Origin of the sequence: Streptomyces sp. NBC_00080, from assembly GCF_045041255.1 — a bacterium.
GTDB classification, from domain to species: domain Bacteria; phylum Actinomycetota; class Actinomycetes; order Streptomycetales; family Streptomycetaceae; genus Streptomyces; species Streptomyces coriariae.
In genome coordinates this window covers 4,274,636-4,292,761 of record NZ_CP108235.1, presented here as the reverse complement: position 1 = coordinate 4,292,761, position 18,126 = coordinate 4,274,636, and the positions used below count along the sequence as shown (strand labels likewise).

The following is an 18,126-nucleotide window of genomic DNA, read 5'->3' as shown; positions in this document are numbered from 1 at the left end:
GTGGGTGACGTGGACGGAGGAGGCGTGAGTGTGGAAGTTGTCCACAGGCTGGGGGCAATCGTGGGGATCGTGGTGGCCCTCGGGTGGCTGACGCGGTGGTGGGAGACCGCGCGGCGCCGACGCAGGGCACGGCGGCGCTCTGCCGAACTGCTCGCCTCGGCCACGGCGGCGACCGTCCGAGGGGCAGGGCTGCGGAACGCCGTGCGGCGGCGGCTTCCCGACGCGTTGGTGTTCGGTGCGGGATGGGTGGTGGTCGGTGGCGTCGCCGGTCTCGTACTGGGGCTGATCGGCGCGGTGGTGCTGGGGCGGTGGCGTCGTTGGCAACAGGCGGCGGGGGTGGTGAGCGAAGTCGACGTCCGGCTTGCCGCACGTCAACTCCCGCTCGCGGCCGACCTGCTGGCCGCGTGCATCGCGGCGGGAGCCGGCCCGGTGATCGCGGCGCAGGCCGTGGGTGAGGCCCTCGGCGGGCCGGTGGGGGAAGGGCTGGCGCGCGGTGCCGCCGAGGTGCGGTTGGGTGGCGAACCGGCCATCGCCTGGCGGAGGTTGGCTTCGATACCGGGTGCCGCGTCCCTGGCCCGCCTGCTGGAGCGGGCCGACATCTCGGGACTGCCCGCGGCCGGACCGGTCGCCCGGCTCGCCGCCGACACCCGAGCCGACTGGGCGCGCGCCGCGACGGCTCGGGCCCGGCGGGCAGCCGTGATGGTCACCGTGCCGGTGGGGCTGTGCTTCCTGCCCGCCTTCATCGCGGTCGGTGTGCTGCCCATCGTCATCGGGCTCGCGGGCGGGGTGCTGGGAGGGGGTGGTGGATGAGGGCGTGGACGGCGTGGACAACGTGCACGCCGAAGCGCGACGGCGCGGGTGACTGAAGAGCCGGCCGACGACCATCGGAGTGCCGAGTGCCGAGGGGCGCGCGGCGAATGCCGAGGGCCGAGGGGCGCGCGGCGAATGGCCGAGCGGCGAATGGTCGAAACGAAGTGGCCGAACCAGACACAGAGATCAACACAACGGGACCTCACGGGGGTTGAGATGTACAAGATGGTGTGGGCGCGGCTGAGCGCCCTGGTGTGCAGGGTGCGGGTGCGTGCGGCGCGCGGTGACGCGGGGATGGTGACGTCCGAGTACGCGATGGGGATCGTGGCGGCCGTGGGATTCGCGGTGCTCCTCTACCAGGTGGTGACGAGCGAGGTGGTCGCGGCTCAGTTGCAGGCCATCGTGAAGCGGGCGCTCAGTGCGGGGGCGTGAGCGCGGACGGGAGCCTCGGCGCGCCTCCCGGTGGGTGTGTGCCGGGGACCGGGGGTTCGTGACGGCGGAGTCGGCCGTGGTGCTGCCGGTGCTGGTGGTGTTCACGATGGCGCTGGTGTGGGGGCTGTTGGTCATGGCGGCCCAGATCCAGTGCGTGGACGCGGCCAGGACCGGCGCTCGCGCGGCGGCCCGGCAGGATCCGGCGGCCGCGGTCCTCGAGGTGACCCGCGCGACGGCGCCGCGTGGGGCGGAGGTGACGATCAGCCGGGAGGGCGACCAGGTCCGCGTCGTGGTCGTGGCCAAACCACCGGCGTTGCGCGGCCTGCCCTTCGAGGTGCGGGAGGAGGCCGTGGCGGCGGCGGAGGAGGCCGTGGGGACGGTGGAGTCGGCAGTGGCGACGGGAGGCGAAGCCGTAGGAGCGGCCGAGACAGCCGTGGGGACGGCCGAGAAGGGCGTGGGGGCGGTTGAGGAGGCCCGGGGCACGCCGGGCGATGCCCGCGCCTCAGGTGCCCCGCGAGGCGCGCCGCATCCCGCCCGCGCGCCAGGTGACCCCCGGGGCGCGACGGCAGACGCCCAGCAGTCGCTGGGAGACGTGCCGTGAGGGGCGCTGGGCGTGGCGGCGGGGCGTGGGCCCGGGTCCTCGGCGGGCGGGTCCTCGGAGGGCGCCACGGGGACGTGGACCGGGGTTCCGCCACCGTCTGGAGTGTGGGTGCGATCGCCGTGCTGTGCGTGGTGTTCGGGATCGTGCTCGCTCTCGGACAGGCCGTGGCGGCCCGGCACCGTGCCGCCGGCGGCGCAGACCTCGCGGCGCTGGCGGCCGCCGACCATGGAGCGGACGGCGTCGCGCGGGCCTGCGACCGGGCGGACCGGGTGGCCCGGTCGCAGGGGGCGCGACTGGTGCGGTGCGTGGTCGTCGGCGGGATCTCGGACGTGACGGCGGCTTCGGGACGGGGGCTGTTCGCGGCCGAGGTCAGGGCGAGGGCGGGGCCTGCGTACGCGGTGCCGCCCCCGCACCTGCCCCCGCAGCCTCACCCGTTGCCGTCCCCGGTCCTATCTCGGGACCTGCCCCCGGTCCCTTCTCCGGACCTGCCCCCGGCCCTTTCTCCGGCGCTGTCGGAGGCTCCCCCTCCTGGGACTTCTCCTCGGGAGCCTCCCGCAGCAGTTCCGTGAGCAGCCGGACGGCGCCTCTCTTGTGGAGTGGGTCGTTGCCGTTGCCACACTTGGGGGACTGGATGCAGGACGGGCAGCCGGCGTCGCACTCGCAGGAGGCGATGGCCTGGCGGGTGGCGGTCAGCCAGGCGCGGGCCGTGTGGAAGGCCCGCTCCGCGAAGCCCGCGCCGCCGGGATGGCCGTCGTAGACGAAGACCGTCGGCAACAGGGTGTCGGGGTGGAGGGGGACCGAGACGCCGCCGATGTCCCAGCGGTCGCAGGTCGCGAAGAGGGGCAGCATGCCGATCGAGGCGTGTTCGGCGGCGTGCAGGGCCCCGCCGAGGATCTCGGGGTTGATCCGGGCCGCGTCCAGTTGGTCCTCGGTCACCGTCCACCACACGGCACGCGTGCGCAGCGTACGAGGAGGGAGGTCGAGCTTCGACTCGCCCATGACTTCACCGGTGATGACACGTCGGCGCAGGAAGGAGACGACCTGGTTGGTGACTTCGACGGAGCCGTAGCACAACCGGCCCTGGCCCCAGGGGATCTCGACGTCCGTCTCCAGGACGGAGATCGACGTCGTGTCGCGGGCCACCGTCGAATACGGGGGGCTGGCCTCCTCGACCAGAGCGACGGAGTCCTCCAGGTCCAGGGACCGCACGAGATAGGTGCGTCCCTGGTGGAGGTGGACGGCGCCCTCGTGCACGGCGGTGTGGGAGGAGCCCGCGTCGACCGTGCCGAGGAGCCGGCCGGTGCCGGCCTCCACGACCTGGACGGGCCGGCCGCCCTCGCCGCGGATGTCCGTGAGGTCGGCGGCGCGTTCCCGGCGGGTCCAGTGCCAGGCCTTGGTCCGGCGGCGCAGCAGCTTGGCAGCCTCCAGCTGTGGCAGCAGGCCCTCGGCCTCGGGTCCGAAAAGGGGCAGATCCTCGTCGGTCAGCGGGAGTTCCGCGGCCGCCGCGCACAGGTGAGGGGCCAGGACGTAGGGGTTGTCGGGGTCGAGGACGGTCGACTCGACCGGGCGGTCGAACAGCGCTTCCGGGTGATGGACCAGGAAGGTGTCCAGCGGGTCGTCCCGGGCGACGAGCACCGCGAGCGCGCCCTGCCCGGACCGGCCCGCGCGGCCGGCCTGCTGCCACAGGGAGGCGCGCGTGCCCGGGTAGCCGGCGATCAGGACGGCGTCGAGTCCGGAGACGTCGATGCCGAGCTCCAGGGCGGTGGTCGCGGCGAGACCGAGCAGCTCGCCCGAGTGCAGGGCCTGCTCCAGGGCGCGTCGTTCCTCGGGGAGGTAACCGCCGCGGTAGGCCGCGACACGCCGGGCGAGTGAGCGGTCGACCTCGGCGAGGCGTTCCTGGGCGATCACCGCGATCAGCTCGGCGCCACGCCGGGAGCGGACGAAGGCGACGGTGCGCACGCCCTGGACGGCGAGGTCGGTCAGCAGGTCGGCGGTCTCGGCGGTGGCGGTACGCCGGACGGGTGCGCCCTTCTCGCCCACCATCTCGGTGAGCGGCGGCTCCCAGAGGGCGAACACCAGTTCACCGCGGGGTGAGGCGTCGTCGGCGACCTCGACGACCGGGAGGCCGGTGAGGCGCCCGGCGGCCACCGCGGGTTCGGCGGCCGTCGCGGAGGCCAGCAGGAAGACCGGGGAGGCGCCGTAGCGGGCACACAGGCGGCGCAGCCGGCGCAGGACGTGGGCGACGTGGGAGCCGAACACGCCGCGGTAGGTGTGGCACTCGTCGATGACGACGTACTTCAGGGACTTCAGGAAGGAGGACCAGCGGGGATGGGACGGGAGGATCCCGCGGTGCAGCATGTCCGGGTTGGTGAGGACGTAGTTGGCGTACTGGCGGATCCACTCCCGTTCCTCGAACGGGGTGTCGCCGTCGTACACCGCCGGCCGGACAGCGTTGCCCAGCGGTTGTGAAAGTTCCTTCACGGAGCGGCACTGGTCCGCCGCCAGGGCCTTGGTGGGGGCCAGGTAGAGGGTGGTGGCCCCGCGGCCGTTCGGGGCCTCGGAGCCCTCCAGGAGGGCCGAGAGGACCGGTACGAGATAGGCCAGGGACTTGCCGGACGCGGTGCCCGTGGCGACGACCACGGACTCGCCGTCCAGGGCGTGCTCGGCCACCCGGGCCTGGTGGGCCCAGGGGTGTTCGATGCCGCAGGCCTGCACGGCCGCGATGACCTCGGGGCGAATCCGGTCCGGCCAGACGGCATGGCGGCCCTCACGCGGGGGCAAGTGCTCCGTATGAGTGATGCGCGACGCCCGGTTCGGTCCCGGGGCGAGCCGGTCCAGGACCGCGGCCGGGGACAGGCGGGGCACGGCCTCGGGCGAGGGTCGATCGGATCGGTGATTCTTGGCCATCGGCACCGAGTGTGTCACTGGCGTGACGGACAATGGGGCCAAGGCGTCGTGCACGCCTGCCGGTAAGTGATTGAATGCCATGGCGGCTGGCGTACCGTCCCGGGGACTCCTGCCCAGGTGTTCCGAGGGGCGACCGCTCGATAGCAAGGTGCTGGAGGATCCGTGGACCTGTCTCTGTCGACCCGTACCGTCGGCGATCGTACGGTCGTCGAGGTCGGTGGCGAAATCGACGTATATACCGCGCCCAAGTTGCGCGAGCAGCTGGTCGAGCTGGTGAACGACGGGAATTTCCACCTCGTCGTCGACATGGAGGGCGTGGACTTCCTCGACTCCACCGGGCTCGGCGTGCTGGTCGGCGGACTGAAGCGGGTGCGTGCCCATGAGGGCTCGCTCCGTCTGGTCTGCAACCAGGAGCGTATTTTGAAGATCTTCCGCATTACCGGTCTGACCAAGGTGTTCCCGATCCACACCTCGGTCGACGAAGCGGTCGCTGCCACCGACTGACCACGTCGTCCCGGGCCCGCGCGGCCCGGCACGGCTGGTTGAACAAAGAGGGGGTCCGGGCTTGGTGGCCCGGCCCCCCGACAGCACGCCCGTAGTTCCGAGGGGGACGCATGGCCACCGTTGAACTCCGCTTCAGCGCGCTGCCCGAGCACGTCAGGACCGCCCGACTGGTGGCGGCAGCGGTGGCGCGCAGGGCCGGAGTGGACGAGGCCGTCCTCGACGAGGTCAGGCTCGCCGTCGGCGAGGCCTGCACCCGTGCCGTCGGACTGCATCAGACCGGTGGCATCACCGCGCCGGTGAAGGTGTCGCTGATCGAGGAGGAGAAACAGTTCTCCATCGAGGTCGGCGACGAAGCACCGCGTTCGGCGCCCGGTGACCGGGCGCCCGGCTCGGGCGCAGGCGTCGACGTGGAGGCCGAGGAGGACGAGATGGGCCTGGCGGTCATCAGCGGCCTCGTCGACGACGTCGAGGTCTCCGCGGGCGAGCACGGCGGGCTGATCCGCATGACCTGGCCGACCACGCCGGCGACCGCGGCGCTGTCCTGACCCGAACCTCGCGATTTACTCACCCGAAGGGCCCTACCTCGTAGGGCCCTTCGGCATGTGCGGACCTCGGCGACCGCGCTTACAGTGGTTCCGTGAAATGAATCTTGGAATCTCGGTGCAGTGAATCTTGCTGTAGTGAATCTTGCCGCGAATATCGTGAATCAATTCACGAACCAGAATGCCTTGAAGCCATTACCGAGCGAGATCGTGCGAGTTTTGCGTGCGAAGGCGAATTCCGCTTGCCGCACACTGTTTTGATCAGGTTCCGGTACCTACAATCCGTCCACATCTTGAGCTCAGCCCAAGCGTCAAGGAGGACGAATGGCGGGGCTTTCTACCCCTCATCGGTTGGACCACTCCACAACCTTCGCAGCCGCAGTGCTGACCGACGGCAATCGCCTGCTCGTGGTGGTCATCGCGGTCGTCGCCCTGGCCGCACTCGTGGTCGCGGGCGTACTGGTGCGCCAGGTGCTCGCGGCAGGCGAGGGCACCGACAGCATGAAGAAGATCGCGGCGGCGGTCCAGGAAGGCGCCAACGCGTATCTGTCCCGGCAGCTGCGCACGCTCGGTGTTTTCGCCGTCGTGGTGTTCTTCCTGCTCTTGCTGCTGCCCGCGGACGACTGGAATCAGCGCGCCGGACGATCGGTGTTCTTCTTGATCGGCGCGGGGTTCTCCGCGGCTACCGGCTATATCGGCATGTGGCTCGCCGTGCGCAGTAATGTCCGCGTCGCCGCGGCGGCCCGGGAAGCGACTCCGGCGGAGGGTGAACCGGAAAAGGATCTCACCGCCGTCTCGCACAAGGCAATGAAGATCGCATTCCGCACGGGCGGCGTCGTGGGCATGTTCACGGTGGGGCTCGGTCTGCTCGGCGCCGCCTGCGTGGTGCTGGTGTACGCGGCCGACGCGCCGAAGGTGCTGGAGGGATTCGGACTCGGCGCGGCCCTCATCGCCATGTTCATGAGGGTGGGCGGCGGCATCTTCACGAAGGCCGCCGACGTCGGCGCCGACCTGGTCGGCAAGGTCGAGCAGGGCATTCCGGAGGACGACCCGCGCAATGCCGCGACCATCGCCGACAACGTGGGCGACAACGTCGGCGACTGCGCGGGCATGGCGGCCGACCTGTTCGAGTCGTACGCCGTGACCCTGGTGGCCGCGCTGATCCTCGGTAAGGCGGCCTTCGGCGACGCCGGGCTCGCCTTCCCGCTGCTCGTTCCCGCCATCGGCGTGCTCACGGCCATGGTCGGCATCTTCGCGGTCGCCCCGCGTCGCACCGACCGCAGTGGCATGACCGCGATCAACCGGGGCTTCTTCATCTCCGCGGCGATCTCGCTCGTGCTGGTCGCGGTGGCCGTCTTCCTCTATCTCCCCGGCAAGTACGCCGACCTCGACGGCGTCACCGACGCGGCGATCCACGGCAAGAACGGCGACCCGCGCGTCCTCGCCCTCGTCGCGGTGGCGATCGGCATCCTCCTGGCGGCGGTCATCCAGCAGTTGACGGGCTACTTCACCGAGACCACCCGCCGACCCGTGCGCGACATCGGCAAGTCGTCGCTGACGGGCCCCGCCACCGTCGTCCTCGCCGGTATCTCCGTCGGCCTCGAATCGGCCGTCTACACCGCCTTGTTGATCGGTCTGGGGGTGTACGGGGCGTTCCTGCTCGGCGGTACGTCGATCATGCTGGCACTGTTCGCGGTGGCGCTGGCCGGCACCGGGCTGCTCACCACGGTCGGCGTGATCGTCGCCATGGACACCTTCGGGCCGGTCTCCGACAACGCGCAGGGCATCGCCGAGATGTCCGGTGACGTCCAGGGTGCGGGCGCGCAGGTGCTCACCAACCTCGACGCCGTCGGCAACACGACCAAGGCCATCACCAAGGGCATCGCCATCGCCACCGCCGTCCTGGCGGCGTCGGCGCTCTTCGGGTCGTACCGGGACGCCATCACGACGGGTGCGCAGGACGTCGGGGAGAAGCTCTCCGGCGCGGGCGCTCCGATGAGCCTGATGATGGACATCTCGCAGCCCAACAACCTCGTCGGCCTCATCGCGGGCGCGGCGGTCGTCTTCCTCTTCTCGGGGCTGGCGATCAACGCGGTGTCGCGGTCGGCGGGTTCCGTGGTGTTCGAGGTGCGGCGGCAGTTCCGCGAGCACCCCGGGATCATGGACTACAGCGAGGAGCCGGAGTACGGCAAGGTCGTCGACATCTGCACCCGGGACGCCCTGCGCGAGCTGGCCACCCCCGGACTGCTCGCCGTGCTCGCGCCCATCTTCATCGGGTTCACCCTCGGGGTCGGCGCGCTCGGCGCGTTCCTGGCGGGCGCGATCGGCTCCGGCACGCTGATGGCCGTCTTCCTCGCCAACTCCGGCGGCGCCTGGGACAACGCCAAGAAACTCGTGGAGGACGGTCACCACGGCGGCAAGGGCAGCGAGGCCCATGCCGCCACGGTGATCGGGGACACGGTCGGCGACCCGTTCAAGGACACCGCCGGCCCGGCGATCAACCCGCTGCTGAAGGTCATGAACCTCGTGGCGCTGCTCATCGCGCCCGCCGTGATCAAGTTCAGTTACGGCGAGGACAAGAGCATCGGTGTACGGATCCTGATCGCGGTCCTGGCGCTCGCGGTCATCGTGGTGGCCGTCTACATCTCCAAGCGGCGCGGGATCGCCGTGGGTGACGAAGACAACGCCGATTCCTCGTCCAAGTCCGCCGATCCGGCGGTGATTTCGTAGACCAGCCCACCGGGGCCCAGCTCAAGGGGCGGGCGGGTGACGCGCGTTGTCGCGTCGCCCGCCCGTTGTGTTGAGTATGTGTCCGAGCCGTGAGCCTTCTCTCTCCTGGTGCAAATGGCTTCAATAATCCCATAGCGGACATTCGTTCTGGGGTTCGCGCCCGGTTGCCGTGTATGTTCCGGGGCCGAGAGCCATGGAAGGGACCAACCCGGTGAACAAGAAGCTCGCGGCCGTGATGTCCGGCGGTGCGGTACTGGTACTGGCGCTGACCGGATGCAGCAGCGGCGACGACGGCAACAAGGAGCTCGACGCCTGGGCCAAGCAGGTCTGCGACGCGCTGCCTGCCCAGGACGCGAAGGTCGACGCGGCAAACGCCGCGATCAAGCAGGCCGCCACGGACAACAACGCTCCGGCGAACGTCCAGAAGACCGACTCGCAGGCCTTCCAGGACATGTCCGACGCCTACGGAGCACTCGCCCAGGCCGTCCAGAAGGCCGGGACGCCGCCCGGCGTCGACGACGGCGAGAAGAAGCAGAAGGACGCCGTCTCGGCGCTCACCACTCTCTCCACCTCCTACGCGGGCCTGAAGAAGCAGGTCGACGCGCTGGACACGAAGGACCAGGCGAAGTTCGCCGACGGTCTCCAGGACATTGCCACCGACCTCGGCGAACTCAGCAAGAGCGGCAACACCGCGCTGAAGAACCTCGAGCAGGGTGACGTCAAGAACGCCATGGCCAACCAGCCCAGCTGCAAGAAGGTGGCCACCTCCGCCTCGGCCCGCGCGACGACCAGCTGAGGCCGCGCGGCTCAGAACGATCCGGGGGAAAGCGCCCCGAGTGGTGACGGGAGACAATGGGGGGCGTGAGTAACGCCACCCTCTCCCCCCTGCCCTCCGCCGACCGCCCCGACGTGGCCGCCCGGCTGCGCGAGGCGCTGCTCGCGGCCTCCTTCACCGCGGACGGACTCCTCGACCTGCTCGGCGCGCCCGCCTACGCCGCCCTGGCCCGCAGCGAGACCGTCCCCGCGCTGCGCGCGACCCGCGGGGACACGCCGCTGGAGACGCTCGTCCGCCTCTTCCTGCTCCAGCAGCCCGTGCCGCACGCACGCGTGGAGGAGTTCCTGCCGGTACGCGCGTGCGTGGAGAGCGGCTGGCTGGTCCCCACGGGCGAGGACGAGGTCGCCGCGACCGTGGACGTACGGCCGTACGGCGGGCCGGGCGGTGAGGACTGGTTCATCATTTCCGACCTGGGGTGCGCGGTCGGTGGCGCCGGCGGCAGCGGGAGCGAAGGCGGCCAGGCCGACACCGCTGTCGTCCTCGGTGTCGGCGGCGCGTCGACGACCCTCGCCGGTATCACCGTGCGCACGCCCGTCTCCGCCGCCCTCGACCTCGGTACGGGCTCGGGCATCCAGGCGCTGCACGCCGCCCAGCACGCCACGCGCGTGACGGCGACCGACCTCAACCCGCGCGCGCTGCACATCACCGCGCTCACGCTCGCGCTGTCCGGGGCTCCGGCGGCCGACCTGCGCGAGGGCTCGCTGTTCGAACCGGTCCGGGACGACGAGACGTACGACCTGATCGTGTCGAATCCGCCGTTCGTGATCTCGCCGGGTGCTCGGCTGACCTACCGGGACGGCGGGATGGGCGGGGACGATCTGTGCCGCTCGCTCGTTCAAGGGGCGGGGGAGCGGCTGAGCGAGGGCGGGTTCGCGCAGTTCCTCGCCAACTGGCAGCACGTGGAAGGGGAGAACTGGCAGGACCGGCTCAGGTCGTGGGTGCCGCGCGGGTGCGACGCGTGGATCGTGCAGCGCGAGGTGCAGGACGTCACGCAGTACGCGGAGCTCTGGCTGAGGGACGCCGGTGATCACCGCGGCGACCAGGCCGAGTACCAGGCGCACTACGACACCTGGCTGGACGAGTTCGAGGCACGCAAGGTGAAGGGGGTCGGCTTCGGCTGGATCACGTTGCGCAGGACGACGGCCGCGGAGCCCGTGATCACGGTGGAGGAGTGGCCGCACCCGGTCGAACAGCCGCTGGGGGACGCGGTCCTGGCGCACTTCGGACGGCTGGACTACCTGCGTGCCCATGACGACGCGGCCCTGCTCGCCGGGCGCTTCCGGCTGGTCACGGAGGTCGTCCAGGAGCAGGTCGGGCTGCCCGGCGCCGAGGATCCGGAGCACGTCGTGCTGCGCCAGCACCGCGGCATGCGCCGGGCCACCAAGGTGGACACGGTCGGCGCGGGCTTCGCGGGCGTGTGCGACGGCTCGCTGAGCGCCGGCCGCATTCTCGACGCCATCGCCCAACTGGTCGGTGAGGATCCGGTGTTGCTGCGGGACCGCACTCCGGCCCAGATCCGCCTGCTGGTGGAGCAGGGTTTCCTCGAACCGGCGGAGTGACCAGAGCGGATCCGGCCGGTTCCGGCCATCCGGATGCGGGCTCCCGCCCGTTCTTCGCCGCTCTCCATGGTTTCTTCGCGCTCGGCGCCGATTCGCCAAGATCGTATGCAATGTGAGCCGATCGACAACGCCGACAACGGGGACAACGGCGAAGTCGGCGAAGTCGGCCGGATAAGCCCGCACCCGGTTCGGTGTGCCCCGCCGCACCCCGGACAGCCCGGGGCCCCGTTCCGAGGGGCCGTCGGCGGTGCCTCGGCCGACGGCTCGCCGGGCCCTCCGCCCCCGTCCGTGGGCCGGCGTTCACCTCGGGTTCGCCGGGGCGCCGCCCGCGGGTGACAGCCTCCCGTGGCCGGGGCAGGTGCGGGCCGAGCAAAAGGGGCGGGGACGATCATGGAGAGCGGGCCGACGATCTTCACGGGAACGGTGTTCGCCCTGTTCGGGGCCGCACTGCTGATGTGGACCACGATCCGGGTACGACACCGTGAACCCGTGGCCCAGGATGTGAGCCCCGTCGCATCGGCGACCCTGGCGGCGCTGGCCTCCGTCGGCGCGCTGGCCGTCGGGGTGTGGTGCTTCACCCGGCTCTGAAGCCGACTCCGCGGCCACCTGCGGAAGTGCCTACGGGGCCGACTCCGAGGCCGCCTTCGCGGATCTCGCCGGACCCCCTTCGAACCGCGTGGGCGTGGCCGCGCCGGTAAAGAGGAAGACGCGTTCCGGTCGTACGGAAAGGGGCCGGTCGGTACTCCGGGCGGCAGGAATGGCGGTAGTCGGGTTACCGTTCGAGTGGCCGTTGCGGGCTTTTCCCGTTTGACACGGGGGCGGGATGTACCGTCACACTCCGCAGCGTCACCATGACCCGACCCCGGGAGCAAGGCCTGGGTGAGGCCCCAGCGTCGACCGGAGAGATGAGCGAAGTTGTCCCCGACCAGCGAGACCGCGAAGGGCGGCCGCCGACTCGTGATCGTCGAGTCGCCTGCCAAGGCGAAGACGATCAAGGGTTACCTCGGCCCCGGATACATCGTCGAGGCCAGCGTCGGGCACATCCGTGACCTTCCCAACGGCGCCGCAGAGGTGCCGGACCAGTACACGGGCGAGGTCCGCCGTCTCGGTGTGGACGTCGAACACGACTTCCAGCCGATCTATGTGGTCAACGCCGACAAGCGGGCGCAGGTCAAGAAGCTCAAGGATCTCCTCAAGGAATCCGACGAGCTCTTCCTCGCCACCGATGAGGACCGCGAGGGCGAGGCGATCGCCTGGCACCTCCAGGAGGTCCTCAAGCCCAAGATCCCGGTCAAGCGGATGGTCTTCCACGAGATCACCAAGGACGCGATCCGGGCCGCCGTCGCCAACCCGCGCCAGCTCAACCAGAAGCTCGTCGACGCCCAGGAGACCCGCCGCATCCTCGACCGTCTCTACGGCTACGAGGTCTCGCCGGTCCTGTGGAAGAAGGTCATGCCGCGCCTGTCGGCCGGCCGTGTCCAGTCCGTCGCCACCCGTCTCGTCGTGGAGCGGGAACGCGAGCGCATCGCGTTTCGTTCTGCCGAGTACTGGGACCTGACGGGCACCTTCTCGACCGGCCGCGCCGGCGATGTGTCGGACCCGTCGTCGCTGGTCGCGCGCCTCCAGACCGTCGACGGCAGGCGGGTCGCGCAGGGTCGCGACTTCGACTCCCTGGGGCAACTCAAGAGCGCGAACATCCTCCACCTCGACGAGGTGAACGCCCGCGCCCTGGCCGTCGCCCTGGAGAACACGCGGTTCGCCGTCCGGTCCGTCGAGTCGAAGCCCTACCGCCGCTCGCCGTACGCCCCGTTCCGTACGACGACGCTTCAGCAGGAGGCCAGCCGCAAGCTCGGTTTCGGCGCGAAGGCCACCATGCAGGTCGCGCAGAAGCTGTACGAGAACGGCTACATCACGTACATGCGTACGGACTCGACGACGCTGAGCGAGACGGCGATCACCGCCGCCCGCGCCCAGGTCACGCAGCTGTACGGCGCCGACTACCTGCCGCCCCAGCCGCGCACGTACGCCGGCAAGGTCAAGAACGCGCAGGAGGCGCACGAGGCGATTCGCCCTTCGGGTGATCGTTTCCGCACGCCCGCCGAGACGGGTCTGACCGGCGACCAGTTCAAGCTCTACGAGCTGATCTGGAAGCGGACGGTCGCCTCCCAGATGAAGGACGCGACCGGCAACAGCGTCACGGTGAAGATCGGTGGCACCGCCGCCGACGGCCGGGACGTCGAGTTCAGCGCCTCCGGCAAGACGATCACCTTCCACGGCTTCCTGAAGGCGTACGTCGAGGGTGCCGACGACCCGAACGCGGAGCTGGACGACCGTGAGCGCCGGCTGCCCCAGGTCGGCGAGGGCGACCCGCTGACCGCCGAGGAGATCACGGTCGACGGGCACGCCACCAAGCCCCCGGCCCGCTACACCGAGGCCAGCCTGGTCAAGGAGCTCGAAGAGCGCGAGATCGGCCGTCCGTCGACCTACGCGTCGATCATCGGCACGATCCTCGACCGTGGCTACGTCTTCAAGAAGGGCACGGCACTCGTGCCGTCCTTCCTGTCCTTCGCCGTGGTCAACCTCCTGGAGAAGCACTTCGGCCGACTGGTCGACTACGACTTCACCGCCCGGATGGAGGACGACCTCGACCGCATCGCCCGCGGTGAGGCGCAGGCCGTGCCGTGGCTGAAGCGGTTCTACTTCGGTGAAGGCGCGGGCCACGGCGGCGCGGCCGAAGCCGGCAACGGCGACGGGGACCACCTCGGCGGCCTCAAGGAGCTGGTGACCGACCTGGGCGCGATCGACGCGCGCGAGGTGTCGTCGTTCCCGGTGGGCAACGACATCGTGCTGCGGGTCGGGCGCTACGGCCCCTACATCGAGCGCGGGGAGAAGGACGCCGAGGGGCACCAGCGGGCGGACGTGCCCGAGGACCTGGCCCCGGACGAGCTGTCCGTCGAACTCGCGGAGGAACTGCTCGCCAAGCCGAGCGGCGACTTCGAACTCGGTGCCGACCCGGAGAGCGGTCACCAGATCATCGCCCGGGACGGCCGCTACGGACCGTACGTCACCGAGGTGCTCCCCGAGGGCACCCCGAAGACCGGCAAGAACGCCGTGAAGCCCCGTACGGCCTCGCTGTTCAAGTCGATGTCGCTGGACACGGTGACGCTGGCGGACGCCCTCAAGCTGATGTCGCTGCCGCGGGTCGTCGGCGCAGACGCGGAGGGCGTGGAGATCACCGCGCAGAACGGCCGCTACGGCCCGTACCTGAAGAAGGGCACGGACTCGCGGTCCCTCCAGACCGAGGACCAGCTCTTCACGATCACCCTCGAAGAGGCGCTGGAGATCTACTCCCAGCCCAAGCAGCGTGGCCGGGCCGCCGCCAAGCCGCCGCTGAAGGAGCTGGGCGCGGACCCGGTCAGCGGACAGCCGGTCGTCGTCAAGGACGGTCGCTTCGGGCCGTACGTCACCGACGGGGAGACCAACGCGACCCTGCGCTCCGGCGACAGCGTCGAGGAGATCACCCCGGAGCGCGGCTTCGAGCTGCTCGCCGAGAAGCGCGCCAAGGCGCCGGCCAAGAAGACGGCCAAGAAGGCGCCCGCGAAGAAGGCGACGGCGAAGAAGGCGACGGCGAAGAAGGCGGCCCCGGCGAAGAAGACGGCCGCAAAGAAGACCGCCGCGAAGACGACCACGGCCAAGAAGACGACGGCGAAGAAGACGGCCACGAAGAAGGCGACGGCTTCCCCGGCTTCGTCGGAGGACTGAGCGCACGGCTGATCGCACGACGGACGCACGGCCGGCACCCGGCACCGTTCCTCCACGGCGGTTCTTCAAACCAACGCCCCGGCATCACTTTGGTGTCGGGGCGGTCGCACGCGTGGACGGGGGCGACAGGGTGTCAGTCGCGGCCGATAGGCTGAAAGCATGACGCGAGCCGAGCAGCCAACGGCCCACCACCCGGCACCGGACGACGCCTTGGTGGCGGACTCCCGCGAGCGCGCTGTGCGCGCCCTGTTGCGCGAGCCGCAGCTCAAGCGGCTCTGGAGCGCACAGCTGGTGAGCGGGGTGGGAGACACCCTCGCACTCCTGGTGTTCGTCCTTCTCGTCCTCCAGGCGGCCATCGTGGAGGGCTCCTTCGGGGGCGGCTACCGCGGCGTGGCCTTCGCGGTGGCGACCGTCTTCGCGGTGCGGATTCTGGCCACCCTCCTCTTCGGCGCCGTCCTCCTGGGTCCACTGACCTCACTGACCTCGCCGGACGGCCCGCTCGACCGCCGCTGGACCATGGTCGGCGCGGACGGCGTGCGCGCGGCGCTGCTGATCGTCGCACCGCTGTGGATCGACTGGACGCCGGACGACGCGCTGGCCCTGCTGCTCGTCACGGTGTTCGTGACCGGGGTGGCCGAGCGGTTCTGGACGGTCGCCCGCGAGAGCGCGTCCCCGGCCCTGCTGCCCGCCCCGCCGCTGGAGGGCGCGACCGTCCGGCCGTTGCCCGACCACCTGGACGCCCTGCGCCGCCTGTCGCTGCGCACGGGCTTCGTGACGATCCCGCTGGGCGCGGCCACTCTGGTCGTCGCGGCACTGTTCAACAATCTTCTGGGTGCCGGGATCGACTGGTTCGGACAGCACCAGGCGGCCCTCGCCTCGTATGTCGCCGGGGGGCTCTTCGCCGGGTCGCTGTCCATCGTGACCTTCCTGGAGCTGCCCGGACTGCGCACCCCGCGCGCGCGGTCGCCGCTCGAGGGGCTGCGCCGGCCCAGGACCGCCACCGGCGTCGACGCGGGCCGCACCGGCGCGATCCCGCTGCTGGTCCTCGCCTGCGCCGCTGTCGCCGGGGCGATCGCCGCCGCCGTCGCCGTGGCCGTGCTGCACGCCAAGGACCTGGGCGGCGGTCCGGTCATGTACGGGCTGTTCGTGCTCGCGCTGACCGGCGGGGTCGTCGTCGGCGTCCGTACGGCGCCGAAGGTGCTGGCGTCGCTGTCGCGGCGCCGGCTGCTCGCGCTGGCCATCGCCTTCACCGGCGTGGCGCTGCTGGCCGCCGGGCTGGTCCCGGACGTCACCAGTGTGCTGCTGATCCTGGCCCTGGCCGGCGTCGGCGCGGGCGTCGCCGCCAACACCGGGCACGCCCTGCTCGACCAGGAGACCGAGGAACACCGCCGGGCGCGGACGACGGAGCACCTGCACGCCGTCGTACGGGTCGTGGTGGCGCTGGGCGCGGTGATCGCCCCGCTGGTGGCGGCGCTCATCGGGCCGCACCGGCTGGAAAGCGGCAAGTTCGTCTTCGCGCACGGCGGGGCGGCGTTCACGCTGATGCTGGTCGGCGCGCTGCTGCTGCCGGTGGCCGCGCTGGTGCTGGCCAAGGTCGACGACCGTTCCGGCGTACCCCTGCGGCAGGACCTGCGGGACGCGCTGCTCGGCGGTGACGACCCGGCGCAGACCTCGGTCGGGACCGGCTTCTTCATCGCCCTGGAGGGCGGCGACGGCGCCGGAAAGTCCACGCAGGCCGAGGCGCTCGCCGAGTGGATCAGGGCCAAGGGCCACGAGGTCGTCCTCACGCGTGAGCCGGGGGCCACGCCCGTGGGCAAGCGGCTGCGTTCGATCCTGCTGGACGTCTCCAGCGCCGGGCTCTCGCACCGCGCGGAGGCGCTGCTGTACGCGGCGGACCGCGCGGAGCACGTCGACACGGTCGTCCGGCCCGCCTTGGAGCGCGGCGCGGTCGTCATCACCGACCGGTACATCGACTCGTCCGTGGCCTACCAGGGCGCGGGCCGCGACCTGTCCCCGACCGAGATCGCGCGGATCTCACGCTGGGCGACGAACGGCCTGGTCCCGCATCTGACGGTCCTGCTGGACGTGTCGCCGGAGGCCGCCCGCGAGCGGTTCACGGAGGCGCCGGACCGGCTGGAGTCGGAGCCGGCCGAGTTCCACACGCGCGTGCGCTCCGGCTTCCTCACGCTGGCCGCCGCCGATCCGGGGCGCTACCTCGTGGTCGACGCGGCCCAGGAGCCCGAGGCGGTCACGACCGCCGTCCGGCACCGGCTCGACCAGCTGCTGCCCCTGTCCGAGGCCGAGATCAAGGCCCAGGAGGAGGCGCGCAGGAAGGCCGAGGAGGAGGCCCGCCGCAAGGCCGAGGAAGAGGCCGCCCGCAAGGCCGAGGAGGAGCGCCTGGAGCGCGAGCGCCAGGAGCAGCTCGCCAAGCTGCGCGCCGAGGAGGAGGAGCGCAAGCGGCGGGAGCTGGAGGAGGCGCAGCGGCGCGAGGCCGAACGGCAGGCCGAGGAGGCGCGGCTGCGCGCCGAGGAAGCACGCAGGCGTGCCGAGGAGGAGCGGGTCCGGCTCCTCGCGGAGGAGAAGGCCCGCGCCGAGGAGGAGGCCCGCCGCAAGGCGGAGGAGGAGCGGCGCCGCCGCCAGGCCGAGGAGGAGGCGCGGCTGCGTGCCGAGGCCGAGGCCCGGCGCCTGGAGAAGCAGCGGAAGGCCGAGGAGGCGCTGCTGCGGGCCGAGCAGGCCCGACGCGCGGCGGAGCAGGCCGCCGCCGCGGCACAGGTCGGACCGAAGCCGGCGCGCCCCGCGGCGACCCCGGCTCCGGCGGTCCCGCCGGAGGCCGTGACCGTGCCGACGCCGGTGGTGACTCCGACGAACGCGTCGGGCGGCCCGGTGGACGAGACGGCGGTGCTGCCGCCGATCCGCATGGACAAGGAGCCCGAGCAGCCCTCCAGGACGTCCGCGAACGCGTCCGGATCCGGGAGGAAGCCCCAGGGCTCCGCGGGCGGGGCCGACGCCGAGGTGACGGCCGAGCTGCCACAGCCCTCGATTCCGACGGGGGCCGCCGACGAGACGGCGGTACTGCCTCCGGTTCGCGGCGACAGCGCCGAGGACGAGACGGCCGTACTGCCTCCGGTCCGGGACGAGAACCCGGCCGACGAGACGGCCGTGCTGCCTCCCGTGCGGGACCGGAACCCCTCGGACCGGGTGCCGCCGGGGTACTTCCGCGACGAGCTGGGCGAGCAGGACGGGGCGCGGCCGGACGGGGCCGACGACCGTACGCGCGAGCTGCCGCAGGTCGACGAGGAGGGCACGCCCCGCCGGCGACCCCGGTCGGACTGGGCCGAGGAGACCCCGCTGGACGATCTGCCGACGCTGGCGGACGAACTGCTGGGCCCGCGCCGGGACGACGACGGCAACGACGAGGGCCGCGGGCGGGGCCGACGCCGCTGA

The 18,126-nt window shown here is 71.6% G+C and carries 11 protein-coding genes and 2 pseudogenes; 12 read left to right on the top strand and 1 reads right to left on the bottom strand.

Annotated features, from left to right (window positions below):
• The first annotated feature begins 24 nt into the window (after nt 1–24).
• The 4 genes and pseudogenes from OHU34_RS19050 to OHU34_RS19035 form a co-directional block, all read left to right on the top strand.
• Nucleotides 25–810 (top strand): type II secretion system F family protein, encoded by a 786-nt coding sequence (locus OHU34_RS19050; protein ID WP_405767382.1) that lies wholly within the window; start codon nt 25–27, stop codon nt 808–810.
• Between the two features lie 216 nt (nt 811–1,026).
• Nucleotides 1,027–1,242: a DUF4244 domain-containing protein gene (locus OHU34_RS19045; protein WP_405767380.1), complete on the top strand. Its 216-nt coding sequence runs from the start codon at nt 1,027–1,029 to the stop codon at nt 1,240–1,242.
• Nucleotides 1,229–1,618 (top strand): annotated as a pseudogene (locus tag OHU34_RS19040) (TadE family type IV pilus minor pilin); the annotation flags it as partial. The gene OHU34_RS19045 and the pseudogene OHU34_RS19040, both read left to right, overlap by 14 nt.
• A 221-nt stretch (nt 1,619–1,839) precedes the next feature.
• A pseudogene (locus OHU34_RS19035) lies at nt 1,840–2,172 on the top strand (Rv3654c family TadE-like protein); the annotation flags it as partial.
• A gap of 40 nt (nt 2,173–2,212) precedes the next feature.
• Here the strand turns inward: OHU34_RS19035 and OHU34_RS19030 are convergent.
• Nucleotides 2,213–4,831, bottom strand: a complete 2,619-nt coding sequence (locus OHU34_RS19030) for a DEAD/DEAH box helicase (RefSeq protein WP_405767378.1) — start codon at nt 4,829–4,831, stop codon at nt 2,213–2,215.
• 81 nt (nt 4,832–4,912) lie between these two features.
• On the opposite strand from OHU34_RS19030, the gene bldG reads away from it, so the two are divergent.
• The 8 genes from bldG to tmk all read left to right on the top strand — a co-directional run bounded on the left by bldG (nt 4,913) and on the right by tmk (nt 18,126).
• A complete protein-coding gene (bldG, locus tag OHU34_RS19025) occupies nt 4,913–5,254 on the top strand; it encodes an anti-sigma factor antagonist BldG (protein WP_009189842.1) in 342 nt (113 codons plus the stop codon).
• Between the two features lie 110 nt (nt 5,255–5,364).
• A complete protein-coding gene (locus tag OHU34_RS19020; protein ID WP_142265501.1) occupies nt 5,365–5,799 on the top strand; it encodes an ATP-binding protein in 435 nt (144 codons plus the stop codon).
• Nucleotides 5,800–6,120: 321 nt separating this feature from the next.
• Nucleotides 6,121–8,526 (top strand): sodium-translocating pyrophosphatase, encoded by a 2,406-nt coding sequence (locus tag OHU34_RS19015; RefSeq protein ID WP_037735334.1) that lies wholly within the window; start codon nt 6,121–6,123, stop codon nt 8,524–8,526.
• A gap of 193 nt (nt 8,527–8,719) precedes the next feature.
• The gene (locus OHU34_RS19010) at nt 8,720–9,322 is read left to right on the top strand and encodes a small secreted protein (protein ID WP_142265502.1); all 603 of its coding nucleotides are present in this window, start codon (nt 8,720–8,722) and stop codon (nt 9,320–9,322) included.
• A 56-nt stretch (nt 9,323–9,378) separates the two neighbouring features.
• Nucleotides 9,379–10,920 (top strand): class I SAM-dependent methyltransferase, encoded by a 1,542-nt coding sequence (locus tag OHU34_RS19005; protein ID WP_372481717.1) that lies wholly within the window; start codon nt 9,379–9,381, stop codon nt 10,918–10,920.
• A 390-nt stretch (nt 10,921–11,310) separates the two neighbouring features.
• Nucleotides 11,311–11,508 carry a hypothetical protein gene (locus OHU34_RS19000; RefSeq protein WP_142265504.1) on the top strand — a complete coding sequence of 66 codons (198 nt, stop codon included), beginning with the start codon at nt 11,311–11,313 and terminating at the stop codon, nt 11,506–11,508.
• 327 nt (nt 11,509–11,835) lie between these two features.
• Nucleotides 11,836–14,682, top strand: coding sequence for a type I DNA topoisomerase (gene topA, locus OHU34_RS18995; RefSeq protein ID WP_230194994.1), 2,847 nt, complete (start codon nt 11,836–11,838; stop codon nt 14,680–14,682).
• 159 nt (nt 14,683–14,841) lie between these two features.
• On the top strand, nt 14,842–18,126 hold the full coding sequence (gene tmk, locus OHU34_RS18990) for a dTMP kinase (protein WP_142265506.1): 3,285 nt from the start codon (nt 14,842–14,844) through the stop codon (nt 18,124–18,126).

What these genes read in the sequence shown, in the direction of transcription:
- OHU34_RS19045 (WP_405767380.1), top strand. Translation starts at nt 1,027, where the DNA reads ATGTACAAGATGGTGTGGGCGCGGCTGAGCGCCCTGGTGTGCAGGGTG.
- OHU34_RS19030 (WP_405767378.1), bottom strand. Translation starts at nt 4,831, where the DNA reads ATGGCATTCAATCACTTACCGGCAGGCGTGCACGACGCCTTGGCCCCA.
- OHU34_RS19020 (WP_142265501.1), top strand. Translation starts at nt 5,365, where the DNA reads ATGGCCACCGTTGAACTCCGCTTCAGCGCGCTGCCCGAGCACGTCAGG.
- OHU34_RS19015 (WP_037735334.1), top strand. Translation starts at nt 6,121, where the DNA reads ATGGCGGGGCTTTCTACCCCTCATCGGTTGGACCACTCCACAACCTTC.
- OHU34_RS19010 (WP_142265502.1), top strand. Translation starts at nt 8,720, where the DNA reads ATGGAAGGGACCAACCCGGTGAACAAGAAGCTCGCGGCCGTGATGTCC.
- OHU34_RS19005 (WP_372481717.1), top strand. Translation starts at nt 9,379, where the DNA reads ATGGGGGGCGTGAGTAACGCCACCCTCTCCCCCCTGCCCTCCGCCGAC.
- OHU34_RS19000 (WP_142265504.1), top strand. Translation starts at nt 11,311, where the DNA reads ATGGAGAGCGGGCCGACGATCTTCACGGGAACGGTGTTCGCCCTGTTC.
- tmk (WP_142265506.1), top strand. Translation starts at nt 14,842, where the DNA reads ATGACGCGAGCCGAGCAGCCAACGGCCCACCACCCGGCACCGGACGAC.